Raw genomic sequence first — 19,908 nt, 5'->3', positions numbered from 1 at the left:
CCTTGAGGCCGGCCGATCGCCGGGCTACTTCAACACAGTTGCTCCCCGGGGAGCGATGCACTATTGCCCCCGTCGCCATGCAGATGACTGATGCGCGCGCCCGGTTGGACCGCCACATCACTGCAGGACTTGACGCACAGACCCCGGGCGTCAGGACCACACGACTTGTTCGTCCGCGCACGTCCTCGCTGGGACTTCGAGAGCTGGCGTGTGCTCGCACCCGAAACCATGCGAAGACGCTGTCGGCGCCGTGTCGTAGGCGCGAAGCCTGTGCTCACGGTTTCCCGCCCTGCAAGGCTCGCCGCGCCCGACGCCGTCGCGTCCATCGCTGCCCAACCCGCGGTTCGTGACGATCGCGATCCGCCCCTTGTCCCGGGTCAGGGTGTGTCGTACCTACGACAAATCCGAATTTCGGTAAAGTGGAATATTTTGGCGGGCGGGGATTGACAGGCGGTGCGGGAAATTTGCGGGTGTTTTGCCCGACGGGCAAGAGGGCTTCAGCTATTCCGTCGACAGCCGCACCACCTGGCGGCCGCCATTCATTTCCTTGAGGCTGTTGACGAAGTTTTCGGGGCGCTGCCAGCGGTAGGGGACCTTCAATCCCATGTACTCGGCGATGTCGCCGATGAAGCCGGTGCAATTGGTGGTCTCGGCGTTCCAGACCGGCGAGCTCGCCTGCAATTTCTTGATATAGGCAAACACGCGCTTGGCGTCGGCTTCGTTCAGATAGACGCGGTAGTTCGCGGTCAAATAGTCCGGGTCGAGATCGCCGTAGCTCGCGCCGGTCTCCGCCGGCACCCAGGTGAGGTGACCGAGCACATAGGCCCAGGTGTCGCCGGCCGGCGTGAGCCCTGCCACCTCGACGGCGCGCTCGCTGGTCTTGCCGTACCAGACGAAGGCGTGGCCCCAGCTTGCGGCCGTGCGGGCGCGGAAATCGACGTAGTACGGACCTTTCTCCGCGCGCACGACTGCGCGCCGCGTCGTTTGCAGCGCCGGCCGTGATGCGGTCTCGGTCGTGGCAAGCGCGTTTGCCTCAGCAACGCGCTTGTTCGCTTCGTGGGCGGAGGCCGAGGGCGTCGTGCACGCGAGCAGGGCCGCGAGCGCGAATCCCGCAAGGATGCAGGGTCCGGATCGATCAGGTTTGTTCGTCACGCTATGCCCCTCGACTGTCGGCCACTCACGCAGAGTCTAGCTTTGCTTCTGCGCGTATTTCGCTGCGCGTCAGTAGCGCGCCGCGACGGGGCCGGGCGCCTTGCCGATCGGGGCCTTTCCAACCGGGCTCTTGCCAATAGGCATCTTGCCGATCGGCGCCTGCTCGGAATAGACGGGAACGGGCTGGCGGCGCGGCAGATCCGCAGCATTCGCAACCGTCACCAGAGCAAGCGTAGCACCCACAACAAATACAATCTTCTTCACAGTCACACCCCTAGAAGGTTTGGTCCAAACACGGCACCGCCGTGCCCCCAGACACGCCTCACAGAAGGGCGGCCGAATGCGTCCACAGTGCGGCATCCGCGCGACATGTTGGCGGCATCTGCCGTGCGCGCCGAGATGTGATGTGTCCAGATGCTTCGGAGTGGCGCCGAGCGCTCCTCAGCGGTCGGCGCTCAGGCGAAAATTCATCTCGACCTTTGCGGACGGCGTGCCCTCCGCAACGTGCCAGTCCGAATAGCCCGGTGTCGGATCTGGATCGGAGGAGAGATCGAGCCGCCACGATTGTGGGGGCTGGTTGGGCAAAGTGAGGGTGACGAGGCGGTGGGGTGTTTTGTACATCAGCGAGGCGGAGGTGAGGATCACCTGACGATCGCCGTCATGACCATGCCAGCGATTGGTCAACTCGGCCACGGTATATCCCTGTCGTTCCTGCACCTCGATCCGCACGTCCTCCCTTGCCGGCAAGGTCATGCCGGCTGGCAGCTTGAACTGGAGCTCGAGCGTCATGAAGCCGTGCGAGAGGGTGGGCGAGCGGACGAATTCGTACCACGCCCACCAGCCGAGCCCCGCAATCAGCAGCACAAGCGTGACGGCAAAGGGAAACGAGATGCGGCTGCGGGAGGCCGCTGCGGTGCCGGGCACCTCCGCGTCGGAGGGAGAGACGCTCTCTCTGACGATGCCGATCCTGCTGAAGAGCCACAGGCCGACAATAAACCCGATGACACCGCCGATCGGCCCGATCTGGAAGAAGGCCCCCATGGCGGTGCCGCCATCCCGGTCCGGCCCCGCGAGCGTCGCCACCAGGATCGCAAGTCCGGACCAGCCGGCCAGCATGCCGACGAGACCAGACAGAAGGCCGAGGATGAAGCGCATGGGGGATTAGTCGCGCCGAGAGAGATCGCGGTTCGAGCTCGACGCTTGTTTCGATCGTAGCTCGGATAAGTGAAGCGGTATCCGGGGTCTTTGCGCATCGCGCGCCCCGGATGTCGCTACGGACTGCCTTCACCCGATCCGGTTCAGGCTATTCCGGATCGTGGAGAAGATGCCGCCGATGTCTTTTCGCAAGCCGTCGAGCGCGTTGAAATTGTCGAAGATGCGGGCGAGGCGGTCCTCGACCTCGCGTTTGCTCCTGGTCAGCGCGTCGACGCGCGAGGCGAGGCTGAGGTCGCCGCTCGCCTCGATCTCGCCGACGGTTTTGGCGAGGAGGTCGCGCGTCGTGCCGACGTCCGCGATCATCGCCTCGATGCCGAACACGGGCGCCTTCAGTGGGACGAGGTCAGCCTGCGACTTCGACAGCTCCGTCTTGAAGGCGTTCAGCGTCGCCAGCGTTTCCTGTAACGCGCCGAGGCGCTGGCGCGACTGGAGAACAAAATCGTTCAGCGCATTCTGGCGGTCGGCAAGCGTATTGCCCTCGGCGTCGATCTCGACACCGGCGAGCGAGCGTTCGAGCTGGGCCCGGCGCTGGCCGAGCTCTTCGAAATCGAGCCCGATACCTTTGAGGATGTGGAAGCTGTCCTCGATGCGGGCCAGGCGCTGCTCGATCTCGATCTTGTTCTTCGACAGTATCTCGACGCGGGTGCTAAGCGGCGCTTCGCCGCCGGTTTCGAGCTCGTCGACGCTCTTGGTGAGGCGCTCATGGCTGAGGCCCAGCTCGCCGATCAAGGCATTGAGGCCGGCGTCCGACGCCCGCAGCGGCACCAGCTCGGCGTGGGACTTCGCCAGATCTTCCTTGTACTGGTTCAGGGTCGCAAAGGTGTTCTGGACCGTGCCGACCCGGGATAGCAGCGTCGATACGTCGCGCGCGATGTCCTTCAGCCGGTCGGCGAGGTTGTTCTTGCGGTCGTCGGTTTCGAGGTCGTGCAGCGAGCGTTCGAGCTGGTTCTGGCGGTCGCGGATCTCGGTGAAAACGGGCTCGACCGCGCGGCGCTGCTCGGCGGCCTTGCCGACCATGTCGCGCAGTTCCTGCTGGCGCCGGCGGATTTCGGCGAGCTGGTCGTGCATGTCGGTGGATTCGTTGCGGCCCCGCTGCAGCAGGGCGCGCTGCTCGGTCTCGCCCAGCTTGTCGTGCAGGGCGGAGACGGCCTCCCGGGGATCGCTCTCGATCAGGTGCTGGACGGTGGCGTCGAGGTGGTTCTGCAGGGCGTGGGCGACGACGACGTCCTCGCGGGTCTTCTTGAGACGATCGCGCAATGTGTCGAGGCGCCGGTCCTGGCGCGAGAACAGCCAGGCGGAGGCGCCGATCAGTGCCAGCGCCAAGGCCAGGATCGCGCCGGTCGCAAACCGCTGCGGGACTGGCAGGCCTCCGAACCAGGTGGGCAGGTAGCCGACATCGTAACCGAGCGCCTGCTGGGCGAAGATCGCGATGGCAGCGAGCAGAACAAACCAGGCAACCAGGAAAAACAGCCACATCGTGACTTCCTCACGCCGGCACACATTATCGCCATAATTGCTATTGGAGAGCGGAACCGAGATCAAGGGCGGCGGGGGCTTGCCGGATAGGTCCGGTCGCACGATCCACGGCTGAATGCGTCAGCCGATCGGCGGAGTGCGGTGTGAGGTTGCCGGGTTTCCCTCTGCGGGGCGGTGCTGGCTCATTCCGCCGTCATTCCGAAGCGCGAGCCCGGAATGACAGATTGCGCTACAGCCGAAACTCGTTGGTCAATTCGCCGATGCCGTCGATCGCGACGGTTACCGTGTTCACCGGCTCTTTCATCACGCCGACGCCGACCGAGGTGCCGACGGCAATGAGGTCGCCGGGGAGCAGGGTCATGTCGTGGGAGATCCTGCTGACCAGCTCCTGCGCGGTGAAGATCATGTCCGATATCGGATAGTTCTGCCGCTCCGCGCCGTTGAGGATGGTGCGGACCACCAGCCTGGCCGGATCGAGACCGGTGGCAATGACGGGGCCGAACGGGCCGTAGTCGTCGATGCCCTTGGCCCGCGCCCATTGCGGGAAGGTCGGGTCGCTGGTCAGGATATCGTTGGCCGTGATGTCGTTGACGCAGGTGTAGCCGAAGATGCAGCCGTCCGCTTCCGCCGGCGACACCCGCGCACAGGTCTTGCCGATGACGATGCCGAGCTCGCCTTCATAGGTGGTCTTGCCGTCGTAATAAGAGGGACGGCGGATCACCGCGCCGGGTGTCGTGATGCTGGTGGTGGCCTTCAGAAGATAGAGCGGCTCCGGCGGGTCGGGCTGGTTGAGCTTGGCCGCGAGCGCGTGAAAATTGTTCCAGAGCGCGACGATCTTGCTGGGCGCGCAGGGCGCGAGCAGTTCGACCTCCGACAGCGCCAGCGTCTTGCCGGTGGCTGCATGGCGGCCGAACATGTCGCCCTCATGCACGCTGATGCCTGACGAATTCAGCGTGCCGAAGCCGGTCGCACCGCTCTTGCGGAAGCGGAGCCATCGTTTGACCTCGCCAGCCATCATGCCACCGCCAGTGCGCGCGGATCCGATGGCGTCGAGATGCCGTCGTAGAGACCGGCGATGCGGGCGCGCTGGGTGACCATCGCCAGCACGGAATCGAGCGCGGGGGTGGCGACGCCGGTGAGGCGGCCCATCTCCTGCACGACGGTGACGAGCGGGTCGATCTCCATCGGGCGTCCGCGCTCGAGATCCTGCAGCATCGAGGTCTTGTGCGCGCCGACCTTGCGGGCGCCTTCGATGCGGCGCTCGACGTCGACACGGAATTTGACGCCGAACGTCTCGGCGATGCGTTGCGTCTCCATCATGATCGCGCGCGACAGCGCGCGGGTGGCTGGATCGGTGCAGATCACGTCGAGCGTTGCATGGGTGAGTGCGCTGATCGGGTTGAAGCAGACGTTGCCCCACAGCTTGAGCCAGATCTCGTCGCGGATGCGATCGAGCACCGGCGCTTTCAGCCCGGCTGCGACAAAGAGATCGGCGAGGCGTTGCACGTCCGGAGTGGTCTCGCCGGAGGGCTCGCCGAGCGGAAAGTTGTTGCCGTAGACGTGACGGATCACGCCGGGCGCCTCGATCTCGGTGGCGGGATAGACGATGCAGCCGATGGCGCGTTCGGCGCCTATTTCGCGCCACTGCCGTCCGCCGGGGTCGATGCTCTCCAGCGTCGAATTCTCGTATTGGCCGCCGTGCTTGTAGAAGTACCAATAGGGGATGCCGTTGACGGCGGTGACGATGCGGGTATGGGGTCCGAGCAGCGGCTGCATTGTCTCGATCACGCCGGTGATCGAGTGCGCCTTCAGCGTGATGATGATGTAGTCCTGCACGCCGAGCTCGGTGGGATCATCGGTGCAGCGCGGATGCACGGTGTGCTTCTCCTCGCCCGCGAGCAGGGTCAGGCCGCGCTCGCGCATCGCGGCAAGGTGCGCGCCGCGTGCGACCAGGCTGACGTCGGCGCCCGCGCGCGCGAGCTGAACCCCGAGATATCCGCCGATTGCGCCGGCGCCGTAGATGCAGATCTTCATGGAATCCTCGCGAAGCAGCGGAAGCCGGATTTCGGGACGAAAGATCCGGTCCGGCTCGGAAGGGTCCGAGCCGGGTCCGGTAGTCGCAGGGGAAGTGAGGCGCTCTAAGCTGCTTGCGGCGTGCCGTTGATCGCTTCGTCCATGAAGGACGCGATGTCACGCATGCTGATGACCGAGACGAGGCTGTAATCATCGATGACAGGCAGGTGCCGGATGTGATTCCGGTTCATGAGATGGCGAACGTGCTCGATCGTGTCGCTCGACGTGCAGGACACGAGCTGCTGCACCGAGACGAGCTGCGAGACCTTGACGTTGACGGCATTGGCGCCGTGCTCGGCAACGGCGCGCACGACGTCGCGCTCGGTGAACATGCCGACCGCGGTATTACCCTCGGAGCGGACCACGTCCTTCACCACCAGTGCGCTGATATTGTTGGCGCGCATCAGCTTGGCGGCGATACCCACCGTTTCGTTCATTCGCACCGTGACAACGCGCGGTGTCTTCTTGCGCAGAATGTCTCCGACCAGCATTGCAACCTCCCTGGGTGAATGATGAAGCAAGTGTGGTATACATAATACCAATCGTCAAGCGTTCGATTTGGCTGATCCGCAAAATCTTGCGGCAGCAATGCTGACATTTGCCGTCAGCCAAAAAGAAAGGGGCGCATCGCTGCGCCCCTGTGTCACCCGTGCAAGGTGCGTGTTCGTTATGCCGTCTCGGTCTTGGCGTTCCCCGTCGCGGCGTTGGCGCTCTCGGCTTCCTTGCCGAGGATGAAGGAGCGGCGCATCGGCTTGATCACGAACAGCGCCATCAGGGCCGCCGTCGCGTTCAAGGCGACCGCGACCACGAACACGGCCTTCCAGCCATACGTGGCCGAGATCACGCTGGCCAGCGGAACGAGCAGGGACGCCGTCCCCTTCGCGGTGTAGAGCATGCCGTTGTTGGTGGTTGCGAATTTCGAGCCGAAGGTGTCGCCGCAGGTCGCCGGGAACAACGAGTAGATCTCGCCGAACACGCCGAAATAGACCGCGGTGGCGAGCACGAAAACGACAGGCACGTGGCCATAGGCGGACAGCGTCAGCAGCATCAGCGCCGCGGTGCCGAAGGCGATGAACATGGTGTGCTCGCGGCCGATCGTGTCGGAGACGAAGCCGAAGAAGGGCCGTCCGAAACCGTCGAAGATGCGGTCGAGCGAGATCGCAAACGTCAATGCCGCCATCTGGAAGCCGGCGAGCGTGACCGGCGTGTCGGCGATCTTGAAGTCGTGCGCGATCGGAGCGATCTGCGCCGCGGTCATCAGGCCGCCGGAGGCGACCATGACGAAAACGAGATACATCACCCAGAAAATAGGGGCGCGCAGCACCTGGGGCGGGGTGAAGTCGATCTTGGTCTGCGGCAGATTGAGCTGCTTCTTCTTCGGCGGGATCGAGATGCGCGGCGGCTGGATGAAGAAGGCGAGCACGAAGACGATCACGCCCTGGCCGATCCCGAAGGTGAGGAACGCGTGCTGATAGCCGCTCGTTGCGATCATGGCCGCGATCGGCACGACGGTGAGTGCAGCGCCTGCGCCGAAGCCGGCGGCGGTCGCACCGGCCGCAAGGCCCCGGCGATCGGGAAACCATTTCAGCGCGTTGCCGACGCAGGTGCCGTACACCGCGCCCGCGCCCATGCCGCCGATGATCGCGGCCGCGTAGAGCAAGGTGAGGCTATCGGCATAGGAGTTGAGAATCCACGACAGCGCGATCATGACGCCGCCGAACATGACGACGATCCGCGGGCCGTATTTGTCGACGAACCAGGCCTCGATCGGCACCAGCCAGGTTTCGGTGACGACGAAGATGGTGAAGGCGAGCTGGATCGCGGCGCGTCCCCAGTGGTGCGCGTGATCGATCGGATCGACGAACAGCGTCCAGCCGTATTGCAGGTTGGCGATCATCGCCATACAGACGATGCCCATGACCAGCTGAAGCCAACGGAAACCTGTGCGAAGAGGCGCGGCCGTGACGGCGCCATCGGTGCTGGAAATCATCAAAAACCTCCCGAGCGCCTGTCTGGTTCGGCACCGGTCGCAAGATGACCTGATGTCGCAATATTGTGGCTTATCGTCGCAAGCGCAGTGGCGAGCTTGGTATACCATATTCCAGATTGCAAGCCTTATCTTGGCGCGCGGGCGACAAAATGCGAGTTCCGTTTGCACCACGGCGGGATCGCCGAAGCTTCGCGCAAAACGAAAACGCCCGGCCGCGAGGCCGGGCGTTTTGCGCGAGAAGCGCTTTGGAGTGCGTCAGACGGTCGATTGCGCGACCACGACCTTGCGCCAGGGCTTGAGCACCGCGATCGCCAGCGCCGAGGCCAGGATGTTGGCGCCGGCCGCGATGATGAACACGTTGTCCCAACTGCCAGACGACTGCTGCATGTAGTTGCCGATCGGGACCAGCAGCGCGGCCGTACCCTTCGCGGTGTAGAGCAGGCCGGCATTGGTGGTCGCGAACTTGGCGCCGAACGTATCGGTGCAGGTCGAGGGGAACAGCGAGTAGATCTCACCCCAGGCGAAGAACACGAAGCCCGAGAGCAGCACGAACCACAGCGGATCGTGGCCCCAGAGGTATAGCATCCAGATGCCGATACCTTCCATGCCGAAGGCGATGAACATCGTGTTCTCGCGGCCGATCATGTCGGAGATCCAGCCGAAGAATGGACGCGTCAGGCCGTTGAGCACGCGGTCGATGGTGGCCGCGAAGGTCACCGCGGTCATCGTCACCGCCATCAACGTGACCGGCACGTTGTCGATCTTCCAGTCGGCCGCGATCGGCTTCAAATTGGCCGTCACCATCAGGCCGCCGGCGCCGACGATCACGAACATGAAGTACATCAGCCAGAAGATCGGCTGGCGCAGTACCTCGGTCGGCTGATAGTTGCGGCGGCTCTGTTGCAGATTGGCGTTCGCCACCACGCTGGGCACCTGGCCTGCCTTCGGCGCCAGCAGGAAGAAGGCGAGAATGCAGATGATGATGCCTTGTCCGAGGCCGAAATAGAGGAAGGTGGTCTGGAAACCGCTGTCCTTGATCATGGCCTGGATCGGCGCAACGGTCAGCGCAGAGCCTGCACCGAAGCCCGCGGCCGTGATGCCCGCGGCAAGACCGCGCTTGTCCGGAAACCACTTCAGCGCGTTGCCGACGCAGGTGCCGTAGACGCCGCCGGCGCCGATGCCCGCAATGATCATGCCGAGATAGTAGCCGTTGAGCGTGGTCGCCTGCGCGTTGATCGCCCAGCCGGCGGCGCAGAGCACGCCGCCGACCAGGACGACGAGGCGCGGACCGTATTTGTCGACGAACCATCCTTCGATCGGCACGAGCCAGGTCTCGAACAGGACGAACAGGGTAAAGGCCCATTGGATCGACGCACGATCCCAGCCGAACTTCTTCTGGATGTCGGGGACGAAGAACGTCCAGCCGTATTGATAGTTGGCGATCATCACCATCGCCGCGACGCCAACCGCCAATTGCGCCCAGCGATACGTGTCGCTAACGCGCGCGGCTGTAGGGGCGGTTGCTTGCACCATGTCCGTCATAAAGCCTCCCGTGGCGCCTCTCATTTTTCTGCGAGCGCTGGAACGGCATTCTTGTATGCATTATGCCAAGCTTCAAGCGCTGGTCCGGTCACCGTGCGCAAATGCCGCAGGACCTTGCCCGGTTGCGGCTGTGACTCAGGACGGCACAAGTAGAAATGGCCCCGTCATCCGGGGCCATTCATCAAAAGTAGTATGCGAACCGGTTTAAACCGTGCCGCTGCGCGGCGGCGCGGGATGGGCCCGCTTACAGGCCGAAGCGTGGCAGGTCCCCATTGTGATTCGAGATCTTGGCGCTCGCCATCAGGAGGCGGTCGATCGTGGCCATCAGGCGGGCGAACAGCGAGGAGGAGGGCGTGAGAGCGACGGAAGCGGTCTTGGACATCGGAAATCCCTTTCTTGAGACGGTCAGTGCTGCTGTCTCATTTCGAAGGGCAATCTATGTATACCAGATGCCAATGTCCATGCATGCCATTGCATGGCAGCATTTAGCTCTTCGCATTGCAGCATAACAATCCGTTAAATCGGTTGATTTGAGTGCGACGTGCCCAAAACCCGCCGAAACTGAATCATTTGACCGCCAATGTCCAAAATCGGAGCCTTGGCAGCGGTGCACGAAGCCGCTAGTGGTCTGCCCTCTTCCAATCATCTGTCAGAGTGGTTCATGTCGAGCGCCTCGCCCGCCGTCTCGATCGGCATCGATTTTGGGACCAGCAACACGGTCGTGGCCCTTGCGGCGGACGACCGCCGGGTCGAGGCCATCCGCTTCGACCATGGCGGACAGCGCCACAGCGTCTTCGTGTCGGCGCTGTGCTTCTGGGAGGACCGGCCGGGAGCCGGCGCCCAGGCCGAAGGTGGTCCGTGGGCGATCGAGCAGTTCCTCGAAGGACGGCATGTCTACCGCTTCCTCCAGTCGTTCAAGACCTTTGCCGCGAGCTCCAGCTTCAACACCACCCAGGTGTTCCGGCAGCGCTACAAGTTCGAGGATATTTTGGCGGCGTTCCTGCGGACGCTGGCGCGCCATGGCGGCGATAAATTCGGCTTCGAGACGTCCACCATTACGGTCGGTCGCCCCGTCCGCTTCGCCGGCGGCAATCCCGACGAGGCGCTGGCGATGCAGCGCTACCGGGCCGCGTTCGAGCGCCTTGGCGCCGGCCACGCCCGCTATGTCTACGAGCCCGTGGGCGCAGCGTTCGCCTTCGCCCGCCGGCTCGAGCGCGATGCGACCGTGCTGGTTGCGGATTTCGGCGGCGGCACCAGCGATTTCTCGGTGATGCGGTTCTCGCGTGCCGGCGGCGCCTTGCGCGCCGAGCCGCTCGGCCATGCCGGCATCGGGATTGCGGGCGACACCTTCGATTACCGCATCGTCGATCACGTCGTCTCGCCGCGGCTGGGCAAGGGCTCGAGCTTCCGCTCGTTCGACAAGGTGCTGCCAATCCCCACCGGCCACTACACCAACCTCGCGCGCTGGCATCAGCTCGCGATGATGAAGAGCAACGGCGACCTGCGCGAACTCCGGGAGCTTGCGCGCACCGCGGTGAAGCCGGCTCTGCTCGAGGATTTCATCACCATCGTCGATCTCGACCTCGGCTTTTCGTTGTACCGCGCGGTGTCCGACGCCAAGGTCGCTTTGTCGGCGCAGGACCAGGTGGAGTTCCGCTTCAGGGGCGGTGGGGTTGACATCGGCTCGACCATCACGCGGAAGAATTTCGAAGCTTGGATTGCCGACGACGTCGCGAGGCTCGGGGCCACCGTCGACAAGGTGCTGGGCGAAGCCGGCATCACCGCGCGCGAGGTCGAGAAGGTGTTTTTGACCGGCGGCACGTCCTTCGTGCCGGCTGTCCGAAGACTGTTCGCAGAGCGGTTCGGCAACGAACGGCTGATGTCGGGCGACCAGTTCGAGTCGATCGCCTACGGCCTTGCTTTGATCGGGCACAGCCCGGACCCCGACCGCTGGACCGCAAGCGGCGGGGTTGCGCCGAAGGCAGGGGCGTAGGCTCGCTGAGATGACACTCGATCGTTCGTGAGCTGGCCATCGCACTAGGCGGCCGTTTGGCGGCCCATCCTTCGAGACGTCCGCCTTTGGCGGGCCCTCAGGATGAGGTCGGAGTATGTGGCTGCAGTCTTGACGAGCCCTGTTGCCGCTAGCCTCATCCTGAGGAGACCGCGGAGCGGTCGTCTCGAAGGACGAGGCGCTCGCTCCGCTGCAGACGCTATTGCTTGATCTCAGGCTCGACGAGCTTCGCCAGATTGCGCAGCGATTCCTGCCAGCCGAGATAACAAGCCTCCGGCGGGATGACGTCGGGGATGCCGGCCTGCGTGATATCCAGCTCGGTGCCGACGGATACTTTCTTCAGGATCACGGTCACCTGGATCTCGCCCGGCAGATGGGGGTCGTCGAACCTGTCAGTGTAGCGGAGACGTTCGCCGGGGACGAGCTCGAGATATTCGCCGCCGAAGGCGTGGCTGTTGCCCGTCGTGAAGTTACGGAACGACATCTTGAACGTGCCCCCGACCTTCGGCTCGAAATGATGCACGGTGCAGGTGAAGCCGTTCGGCGGAAGCCATTTCGCCAGCGCATCCGCCTCCAGGAAGGCGCGATAGACTTTCTCAGGGCTGGTCGTCAAAACGCGGTGCAGGCGCACAGTGCTGGGCATGATCATCTTCCTCATGAATCGCCGGGCTCGACGTCAGCGTCTATTGCCCATTCATGTCTAGATGACGGATCGGATACCGCCGATCCGACAGGGCGTCTCGAATTTTTTTGATGGATGATTGGCACACCGCCGCCACGTCGTGCGGCGTCATGGCGAATGCGAGATTGTAGCCGGGGATCGTCGGATTGTTCCGCCCGCCTGCGACTGATGCGCCGGCGGCGAGAGCTGGCCGGCGATCACGCGCTCGACTGCATCGGTTGCACTTATTGATCGAGGCGAATCTGCGCGGTTTTGACAATGTCCTGCCAGCGCGCGATCTCTTCGGTCATCCGCCGCTTGAGAGATTCGGGGCCTCGCTGGTCCGGCGGTGGCAGGATCAAGCCTACCAGTTCAAGCCGTCTCCGCACGCCGTCATCGTCGAGCGCCGCGCGAAGCGCATCCGAGAACCGGTCGCGAATGGCGTCAGGGGCGCCTTTCGGCAGGTAGAACGCGAACCAGCTCGATGCCACAAACCGTGGAAGCCCGGCTTCCCGGGCCGTCGGTGTGTCCGGCAATTGCGGAACCCGTGCGGCGGCCGATACGGTCAGAAAACGCAGATTGTTGTCACCCAGGAAGGGAAGAACGTCACCCAACAGTCCGCAGCTGAAGTCGCTGCGGCCCGCGATCAGGTCGGTCATCGCCAGCGCTGATCCGCGATAAGGCACCTCCACCGGCTTGAATCCGATCACGGAGGTGAACAGCAGACAGCTGATGTGGCTGATCGAACCGACGCCCGCATGGGCCAAGGTGAGGTCCGGGCCACGCGCCTTGGCGATCGCGATGAACGACGCCATGCTGTCCGCGCCAAGGTCGCGGCGAGCGACGATGAGGATCGGCGTTTCCGCGACCAGGCCAATCGGCGTGAAATCAACCAGCGGGTCGTAACGGAGATTCGGATATAGCGCGACCGATGCCGCATGCGTGCCGACGTGACCGCTGACCAGCGTATAACCGTCGGGCGCGCTTTTCGCGACGCGCGTTGAGCCGGTCGTGCCGCCCGCCCCGGCGATGTTCTCGACAATGATCGGCTGCCCGAGTTTTCGCGACATGTGTTCGGACACGATCCGGCTCATCACGTCATTCGGGCCGCCGGCCGCGAACGGGACGACCAACGTGATCGGCCGTGACGGGAACGGCGACTCGGCCTGTGCCGCATTCAACATTGCCAGCACCGCAGCTGCGACGAGGCCCATGCGCTTGCGCTTCAAAATCATATGGCCTCACTCCGCATCAATGGCGTCGCCTTGCACCGCCGCGAGAACACGATCGACCTCACGGCCGGACAGGCCGATGTATCGGGCCGGATCCGCAGCCGCCTCGATCTCATGGGGCGCGATGTGCGCCGTCACGGCTGGATCGCGCGAAAGGCTCTGGGCTAGTGTCAGGCCCGAGGCGATGGCGTGCGTGCATGCCGCACTCACCATTTCGTGCGCATGATGGCGCCCGACGTGGGGAGCCAGCGCCATCATGACGGCCTCTGCGGCGATGAGACCCTGTGTCCGACCGAGATTGGCCTGCATCGCATCGGGCCTGACGACCAGTCCGCTGCAGAGGCGAACAGCGTTGTCCATGGCCCGGGAGACCAGCACGAACGCTTCCGGCAGCAGCGACCATTCGGCCTGCCACGGTCCCGTCGCCCGTTCATGGTCGTGGACCGAAGCGTCGAGCATGGCGCTCGCGAGCCGGCGCAACGACAGTCCGGTGCTGAGAATCTGCTCGCAGATGATCGGGTTGCGCTTGTGCGGCATGGTGCTGGAGGCGCCGTGGCCCTGGCCGCCTGGCTCCAGCACTTCCCCGACCTCAGTCTGCGCCATCAACACGACATCGGTCGCGATCTTGCTCAGGGTCGCGGAGATCAGCCCAAGCAGGCAAACCGTCTCGGCCAAACCATCGCGCGCGGCGTGCCATGCCACCAAGGGCTCGCCGAGTCCGAGTTCGCTGGCTAGCGCAGCGCGGACGCGGTCGCCATCGTCGCCAAGCGATGCGAAAGTGCCGACCGCACCGCCGAATTGGACCTGGAGGACTCTTGGTTTGAGTTCGGCGAGACGTTGCCTGTGGCGCAGCAGGCCCGACAGCCAGACGGAAACCTTGAATCCGAAGGTTATCGGAATCGCGTGTTGAAGTTTGGTCCTGCCGACCATGGGCGTATCGCGGTGAGTACGCGCCAGATCCGCAAGCGTGGATATCAGGCGCTCCAGGTCGCGGTGGATGAGCTCGAGCGCGTCGCGTATCTGCATCACGAGCGCGGTGTCCATGATGTCCTGACTCGTGGCACCCCAATGGACGAATTCGCCATGGGGGTTGCCGGTAAGCCGGATCAACTGCTCGACCAAATTCACGACCGGCAAGCCGGCGCGCAAAGTGCCCGCGGCCAATTCGTCGAGGTCGAGTAGTTCAGTACGTGCAGCGGAGGCGATCGCAGCAGCAGCCTCGACAGGAATCACACCGAGCTGCCCTTGTACCTTCGCCAGCGCGACCTCGACCAGGAGCATGGAGTCAAGGGAATTGCGCTCACCGAAAATGGTGCGCATCGGGGCGGTGCTGAAAATATCGGCGAGGTGACGGCTGCTGAAGACCGTTCCGGGCTCGAAACTCAGCATGGCCGGGTCGCCATCATGGATGACCGAACGCGTGCGCGTTCAAACGAGCCGGCAAGCCTCAATCCGAGCTCATGAATGGCGACTCTTACCTTGCGGGCGCATGGCGATGTCTGATTAAAAAATAGCCGCATCAGTCAGCATCGGTCCCTCCGTCGTCGCGCTCCATTGCGCGCCGTACGGCTTGGTATCGATCAAGCCTAGGTTACCCCCTCGTTTTGTAAAAATGCATTATTGCGATACATGCGTTCTGAATTGGAGAACGCCGTAGAGCGCCCCCAACACTCGAAATTCGGATATCGCGCCCGTGTCATGTTGGGTTGCAGGTCGTTGCCGAGAGCAGTTGCGGCGATTGATGAGCGCTGGATAGCGCGGCGTCCCCTACCTACCGCCGGGGCCCGAGGCGTTAAATTCGGTCAAGCCTTGCAAATGGCGAGGATGAGGTATACGTTGAGGCTGTTCGTTCAGCCGCTGTGCCTTGTTGAATGCGCCCGCGGGCTCCTTTTCCATAGACATCGACGAATAGAATTTGTTCTGCGTGACGATCACGCGGAACCTGCGCGTATGCGCTTTGGAGAAGAAAATGACGACAGGTACTGTGAAGTGGTTTAACGGCCAGAAGGGCTTTGGATTCATTCAGCCGAACGACGGCGGCAACGATGTGTTCGTTCACATCAGCGCGGTCGAGCGGGCTGGTCTTGCAGGTCTCGCTGAAGGCCAAAAGGTCAACTTCGAGCTCAAGACCGACAAGATGCGGGGCAAGGTCAGCGCTGAGAATCTCTCGCTGGCCTAAAGCCTTGGTGCCGTTTCACGGATGTACTGAAACGGCCATGCCACCCGCTCGATCTCCGGATTGAGCGGGTTTTTGTCCGTTGCAGAGCAGGGTGAATAATGAGCGCCAAGAGACCGGCCGAACCGTCACCCGAAAGCATCGCGCGTTCTAATCGTCAGCGTTTGGCCGCTGAGGAAGGCGCTCGGGCGATGGTGGATGTTGGAAAGCAAGCCGTCGATGTTCGCAAGAACATGGCGCGGCTTCGAGAGCTGCGCGAAGCCAAGGAAGCGGCCGACGCCGCCCTTCAGGCATCGTTGCCCGCGGCCACTCCAACGAAGCGCAAGAAGAAGGTGACGCCATAGCTGCCTTCCGTTGCGGCGACGACAATTCGGAGAGGGCCGATCACATGCCAAAGAGTGCGGGTCGTGCCTAGAATCAAGTCGGATGGCGGTGGCACCATCACCTTCTTTCTCGCGCTTGGCGCGGGCCGACAGATGTGCCGTCTTGCGACGACGTTCCTGACGCAGAAGCAGGCTTTCAGTTATCTTCGCAAGAACCGGACCGAGTTCGAGCGCATGGCGCGGGCGCAGCTCGCTTCTGGTGCAGTCGAAGACGGAATCATCGTGCTTTCGATGCTGTAGGGCAGGCGCAGAGTTCGGTGCCGCGCCTTCAGCGCAATCCGCGGTCGGAGTCTGGGACCGACGCTCTTATTCGGAGCCGCTTCCCGGCTTCGCCTCCCGGGCCAATCGCTCCGCTTTTAGCCGTTCGCGATTCTCGTTGAAGGAGTTCTGGTCCTTCGCATAGTCATTGATCGGCTTCTGCGTTGTCGCCGGCTTGAACGCCTTGTTGGCTTCACGCTTGGCGCGATCAGAGGATTGATCTTTCGACATTTGAGCTCTCAATTTGATCAACGAGCGTGGTCCTGGCGAGCGCCGGACGCGACGCCGCCCGTGCCTGAACTGAAGGGCCGACTTGCCACCCTCGCAAGCGAAGGCAACCAGTTCTTCAGCGTGGGGCAGGTTCTTTGCGAGGCGTGCTGCACTCGCTGTGGAGATGGCATGCTGGCATTTCGGGCATGCTCGCATTCCCGGGAGCACGCCGGTCGAGGGAGCAACGGCCGGCCACCGCGTCTGTTCCTCGCGAACCAATGTTTAATCCAGCCTTCGCGGCGCGGCAAGCGTGCCGATCGTGCGATGCAGCCACTTTGCGCGCCAACAAAAAGGCCGCCGAAGCCGGCGGCCTTTCGGGTCGTGAGATAAGGCCGCTTACTCCGCGGCCTGCTTTTGCGGCGGATCGAGCGCGCCGGACTTGTGGATATCGGCGACCTGATGGTCCGAGAAGCCAAGCACGGTGCGCAGGATCTCGTCGGTGTGCTCGCCGAGCAGCGGGGAGCGCTCCACCTCGCTCGGGGAGTCCGACAGCTTGATCGGGTTGCCGACCGAGATGTACTTGCCGCGGGTGGGGTGGTCGACCTCGACCACGGTGCCGGTCGCGCGCAGCGACTGGTCCTCGGCGATCTCCTTCATCGACAGGATCGGTCCGCACGGGATGTCGTCCTTGTTGAGGATTTCCATCGCCTCGAACTTCGTCTTCGTCATGGTCCACTGTTCGATGCGGCCGAAAATCTCGTTCAGGCGCGGCAGGCGGACGGCCGGCTTGGCGTAGTTCGGATCGGTCTTCCAGGAGGGCTCCCCGATCACGTCGCAAATCTTCTCCCAGACAGGGGCCTGGGTGATGAAGTAGATGTAGGCGTTGGGATCGGTCTCCCAGCCCTTGCACTTCAGGATGCGGCCAGGCTGGCCGCCGCCGGAATCGTTGCCGGCACGCGGCACGGCATCGCCGAACGGAATGCCTTCGCCGAACTGGCTGTATTCCTTGAGCGGACCATGGGCGAGGCGCTGCTGGTCGCGCAGCTTGACGCGCGCCAGATTGAGCACGCCGTCCTGCATCGCGGCCGTCACCTTCTGGCCCTTGCCGGAATGGGTGCGCTGATAAAGCGCGGTGACAATGCCGAGCGCCAGATGCAGACCGGTGCCGCTGTCGCCGATCTGCGCGCCGGTGACGAGCGGCAGGCCGTCGCGGAAGCCGGTGGTGGAGGCGGCGCCGCCGGTGCACTGTGCGACGTTCTCATAGACCTTGCAGTCTTCATACGGTCCGGGACCAAAGCCCTTGATCGAGGCGACGATCATCTTCGGGTTGATCGCCTGGATCTTCTCCCAGGGGAAGCCCATGCGGTCGAGCACGCCGGGGCCGAAGTTCTCGACCAGCACGTCGCACTTCTTGATCAGTTCGGTGAGGACTTCCTTGCCCTTGGGGTTCTTGGTGTCGAGCGTGATCGAGCGCTTGTTGTGGTTGAGCATGGTGAAATACAGGCTGTCCACGTTCGGGATGTCCTGCAGCTGGCCGCGGGTGATGTCACCCACACCCGGGCGTTCCACCTTGATCACGTCAGCGCCGAACCATGCGAGCAACTGCGTGCAGGTCGGCCCGGACTGGACGTGGGTGAAGTCGAGAATGCGAACGCCCTCGAGCGCTTTTGTCATCGTGTTGCTCCGTACTCTGATCTACCCTGCACCCGCAGGGACCTTATGGGTTGAAGGGGATGCTTACTTCTTCTTCTGCAGAACGCTCTGCGGATTGAGGTTGCCGATGCGGCCGCTCTCGGAACCGGCGGCCGGATCGATCACGGCGTTGATGAGCGTCGGCTTGCCCGAGGCCATCGCTTCGTTGACGGCGCGCTTGAGCTCGTCCGGCGAGGTGGCGTTGACGCCGATGCCGCCGAAGGCTTCCATCATCTTGTCGTAGCGGGCGCCCTTGACGAACACCGTCGTCGCCGGATCGGAATTGACGCTGTTGACGTCGGTGCCGCGATAGATGCCGTCATTGTTGAAGATGACGACGCAGATCGGCAAATTGTAGCGGCAGATGGTCTCCACTTCCATGCCGGAGAAGCCGAAGGCCGAGTCGCCTTCGACCGCGAGCACGGGATGGCCGGTCTCGAGCGTAGCCGCGATCGCCTGGCCCATGCCGATGCCCATCACGCCCCAGGTCCCGACGTCGAGACGCTTGCGCGGCTTGTACATGTCGATGACGCCGCGGGCGAGATCGAGCGTGTTGGCGCCCTCGTTGACGAGGATCGCCTCGGGATGATCCTTGATGACGTTCTTCAGCACGCCGAGCGCGCCGTGATAGTCCATCGGCGATTTGTTGTTCATGAGCTTCGGCGCCATCTTGGCGACGTTCTCTTCGCGCTTGGTCGAAATCGCCTTGGTCCATTCAACCGGCGGGGCGGTCCAGCCCGAAGCCATCGCCTGGTTGAAGGCGGAGACGACCGAGCCGATGTCGCCGACGACGGGCGCGACGATCTCGACGTTCGAGTCCATCTCCCTGGGCTCGATGTCGACCTGGATGAACTTCTTGGGCGCTTCGCCCCAGTTCTTGCCTTTGCCGTGCGAGAGCAGCCAGTTCAGCCGGGCGCCGATCAGCAGCACGACGTCGGATTCTTTCAGCACCGTCGAGCGTGCAGCGCCTGCGCACTGCGGATGGGTGTCGGAGAGGAGGCCCTTGGCCATGCTCATCGGCAGGAAGGGAATACCGCTCTTCTCGACGAAGGTTTTGATCTCCTCGTCGGCCTGCGCGTAGGCCGCGCCCTTGCCGAGGATGATGAGCGGACGTTTAGCGCTCTTCAAGACATCAAGCGCGCGCTTGATCGAAGCGGGCGAGGGAATCTGTGCGGGAGCAGCGTCGATCACCTTGACCAGCGACTTCCGGCCGGCATCGGCGTTCATCACCTGGCCGAACAGTTTTGCCGGCAGGTCGAGATAGACGCCGCCCGGACGGCCGGAGACGGCGGCACGGATGGCACGGGCAAGACCGATGCCGATGTCCTGGGCGTGCAGCACGCGATAGGCCGCCTTGCATAGCGGCTTGGCGATCGCGAGCTGGTCCATCTCTTCGTAGTCGCCCTGCTGGAGGTCGACGATCTCGCGCTCGGAGGAGCCCGAGATCAGGATCATCGGGTAGCAGTTGGTGGTGGCGTGCGCGAGCGCGGTGAGACCGTTGAGGAAGCCGGGCGCGGAGACGGTGAGGCAGATGCCGGGCTTCTTGGTGAGATAGCCGGCGATGCCCGCCGCATAACCGGCGTTCTGCTCGTGGCGGAACGAAATCATGCGAATACCGGCCGCCTGCGCCATGCGGCCCAAATCCGTGATCGGAATGCCCGGCACATTATAGATGGTATTGATGCCGTTCAGCTTGAGCGCGTCGATGACGAGATGAAAACCATCCGTCAGTTCCTGCTCGGTGCCCGGTGCTTCGGACTTGGTCGCGGTATTCAGCATGGGCCTTGTCTCCCTGGTCTCAAGATGCCGCTTCAGGCTTTTGGGGGCGATGCCTCGC

At 63.5% G+C, this 19,908-nt stretch carries 20 protein-coding genes; 4 read left to right on the top strand and 16 right to left on the bottom strand.

Features of this window, described 5'->3' with window-relative positions:
* Window positions 1-501: 501 nt before the first annotated feature.
* The 10 genes from AC0L3C_RS33985 to AC0L3C_RS33940 form a co-directional block, all read right to left on the bottom strand.
* Entirely contained in the window at window positions 502-1,152 is a 651-nt protein-coding gene (locus AC0L3C_RS33985) for a hypothetical protein (RefSeq protein ID WP_473410170.1), read from the bottom strand.
* Between the two features lie 69 nt (window positions 1,153-1,221).
* On the bottom strand, window positions 1,222-1,422 hold the full coding sequence (locus tag AC0L3C_RS33980) for a hypothetical protein (protein ID WP_007608336.1): 201 nt from the start codon (window positions 1,420-1,422) through the stop codon (window positions 1,222-1,224).
* Window positions 1,423-1,593: 171 nt separating this feature from the next.
* A complete protein-coding gene (locus AC0L3C_RS33975) occupies window positions 1,594-2,307 on the bottom strand; it encodes a hypothetical protein (RefSeq protein WP_473263192.1) in 714 nt (237 codons plus the stop codon).
* Window positions 2,308-2,436: 129 nt separating this feature from the next.
* On the bottom strand, window positions 2,437-3,843 hold the full coding sequence (locus tag AC0L3C_RS33970; protein ID WP_473410169.1) for a hypothetical protein: 1,407 nt from the start codon (window positions 3,841-3,843) through the stop codon (window positions 2,437-2,439).
* A gap of 229 nt (window positions 3,844-4,072) precedes the next feature.
* Window positions 4,073-4,861: a fumarylacetoacetate hydrolase family protein gene (locus tag AC0L3C_RS33965; protein WP_473410168.1), complete on the bottom strand. Its 789-nt coding sequence runs from the start codon at window positions 4,859-4,861 to the stop codon at window positions 4,073-4,075.
* Window positions 4,858-5,877: a 2-dehydropantoate 2-reductase gene (locus AC0L3C_RS33960; protein WP_473410167.1), complete on the bottom strand. Its 1,020-nt coding sequence runs from the start codon at window positions 5,875-5,877 to the stop codon at window positions 4,858-4,860. The genes AC0L3C_RS33965 and AC0L3C_RS33960 overlap by 4 nt, the downstream gene beginning before the upstream one ends.
* Before the next feature lie 104 nt (window positions 5,878-5,981).
* Complete coding sequence (locus tag AC0L3C_RS33955; protein ID WP_007593342.1) at window positions 5,982-6,407, bottom strand: CBS domain-containing protein; 426 nt, start codon at window positions 6,405-6,407, stop codon at window positions 5,982-5,984.
* Window positions 6,408-6,583: 176 nt separating this feature from the next.
* A complete protein-coding gene (gene oxlT, locus AC0L3C_RS33950) occupies window positions 6,584-7,906 on the bottom strand; it encodes an oxalate/formate MFS antiporter (RefSeq protein ID WP_473263197.1) in 1,323 nt (440 codons plus the stop codon).
* 255 nt (window positions 7,907-8,161) lie between these two features.
* Window positions 8,162-9,448, bottom strand: a complete 1,287-nt coding sequence (gene oxlT, locus AC0L3C_RS33945; protein WP_473263198.1) for an oxalate/formate MFS antiporter — start codon at window positions 9,446-9,448, stop codon at window positions 8,162-8,164.
* A gap of 244 nt (window positions 9,449-9,692) precedes the next feature.
* Window positions 9,693-9,830 (bottom strand): hypothetical protein, encoded by a 138-nt coding sequence (locus AC0L3C_RS33940; RefSeq protein ID WP_473263199.1) that lies wholly within the window; start codon window positions 9,828-9,830, stop codon window positions 9,693-9,695.
* 279 nt (window positions 9,831-10,109) lie between these two features.
* Between AC0L3C_RS33940 and AC0L3C_RS33935 the strand changes: the two genes are divergently transcribed.
* Window positions 10,110-11,441 (top strand): Hsp70 family protein, encoded by a 1,332-nt coding sequence (locus AC0L3C_RS33935; protein WP_473263200.1) that lies wholly within the window; start codon window positions 10,110-10,112, stop codon window positions 11,439-11,441.
* 217 nt (window positions 11,442-11,658) lie between these two features.
* Here the strand turns inward: AC0L3C_RS33935 and AC0L3C_RS33930 are convergent, their stop codons facing one another.
* From AC0L3C_RS33930 to pcaB, 3 genes are all read right to left on the bottom strand, one after another.
* Entirely contained in the window at window positions 11,659-12,102 is a 444-nt protein-coding gene (locus tag AC0L3C_RS33930) for an SRPBCC family protein (RefSeq protein WP_473263201.1), read from the bottom strand.
* Between the two features lie 263 nt (window positions 12,103-12,365).
* The gene (locus AC0L3C_RS33925) at window positions 12,366-13,355 is read right to left on the bottom strand and encodes a Bug family tripartite tricarboxylate transporter substrate binding protein (protein ID WP_473263202.1); all 990 of its coding nucleotides are present in this window, start codon (window positions 13,353-13,355) and stop codon (window positions 12,366-12,368) included.
* A 6-nt stretch (window positions 13,356-13,361) separates the two neighbouring features.
* A complete protein-coding gene (gene pcaB, locus AC0L3C_RS33920; RefSeq protein WP_473263203.1) occupies window positions 13,362-14,741 on the bottom strand; it encodes a 3-carboxy-cis,cis-muconate cycloisomerase in 1,380 nt (459 codons plus the stop codon).
* A 580-nt stretch (window positions 14,742-15,321) separates the two neighbouring features.
* Between pcaB and AC0L3C_RS33915 the strand changes: the two genes are divergently transcribed.
* From AC0L3C_RS33915 to AC0L3C_RS33905, 3 genes are all read left to right on the top strand, one after another.
* Window positions 15,322-15,531, top strand: a complete 210-nt coding sequence (locus tag AC0L3C_RS33915) for a cold-shock protein (RefSeq protein ID WP_007593324.1) — start codon at window positions 15,322-15,324, stop codon at window positions 15,529-15,531.
* A 98-nt stretch (window positions 15,532-15,629) separates the two neighbouring features.
* Window positions 15,630-15,872 (top strand): hypothetical protein, encoded by a 243-nt coding sequence (locus AC0L3C_RS33910; protein ID WP_027516998.1) that lies wholly within the window; start codon window positions 15,630-15,632, stop codon window positions 15,870-15,872.
* Window positions 15,873-15,926: 54 nt separating this feature from the next.
* Complete coding sequence (locus tag AC0L3C_RS33905) at window positions 15,927-16,151, top strand: hypothetical protein (protein WP_473263204.1); 225 nt, start codon at window positions 15,927-15,929, stop codon at window positions 16,149-16,151.
* A 66-nt stretch (window positions 16,152-16,217) separates the two neighbouring features.
* Here the strand turns inward: AC0L3C_RS33905 and AC0L3C_RS33900 are convergent, their stop codons facing one another.
* The 3 genes from AC0L3C_RS33900 to oxc all read right to left on the bottom strand — a co-directional run bounded on the left by AC0L3C_RS33900 (window position 16,218) and on the right by oxc (window position 19,850).
* A complete protein-coding gene (locus AC0L3C_RS33900) occupies window positions 16,218-16,400 on the bottom strand; it encodes a hypothetical protein (RefSeq protein ID WP_007608360.1) in 183 nt (60 codons plus the stop codon).
* Between the two features lie 375 nt (window positions 16,401-16,775).
* Entirely contained in the window at window positions 16,776-18,053 is a 1,278-nt protein-coding gene (gene frc, locus AC0L3C_RS33895) for a formyl-CoA transferase (protein WP_007608365.1), read from the bottom strand.
* A 63-nt stretch (window positions 18,054-18,116) separates the two neighbouring features.
* The gene (oxc, locus tag AC0L3C_RS33890) at window positions 18,117-19,850 is read right to left on the bottom strand and encodes an oxalyl-CoA decarboxylase (RefSeq protein ID WP_473263205.1); all 1,734 of its coding nucleotides are present in this window, start codon (window positions 19,848-19,850) and stop codon (window positions 18,117-18,119) included.
* Window positions 19,851-19,908: the final 58 nt, after the last annotated feature.

The sequence above is a fragment of the Bradyrhizobium sp. WSM4872 genome (assembly GCF_055811715.1).
The sequence above is the reverse complement of the archived record's forward strand: the minus strand, read 5'-3'. Positions and strand labels throughout refer to the sequence as shown.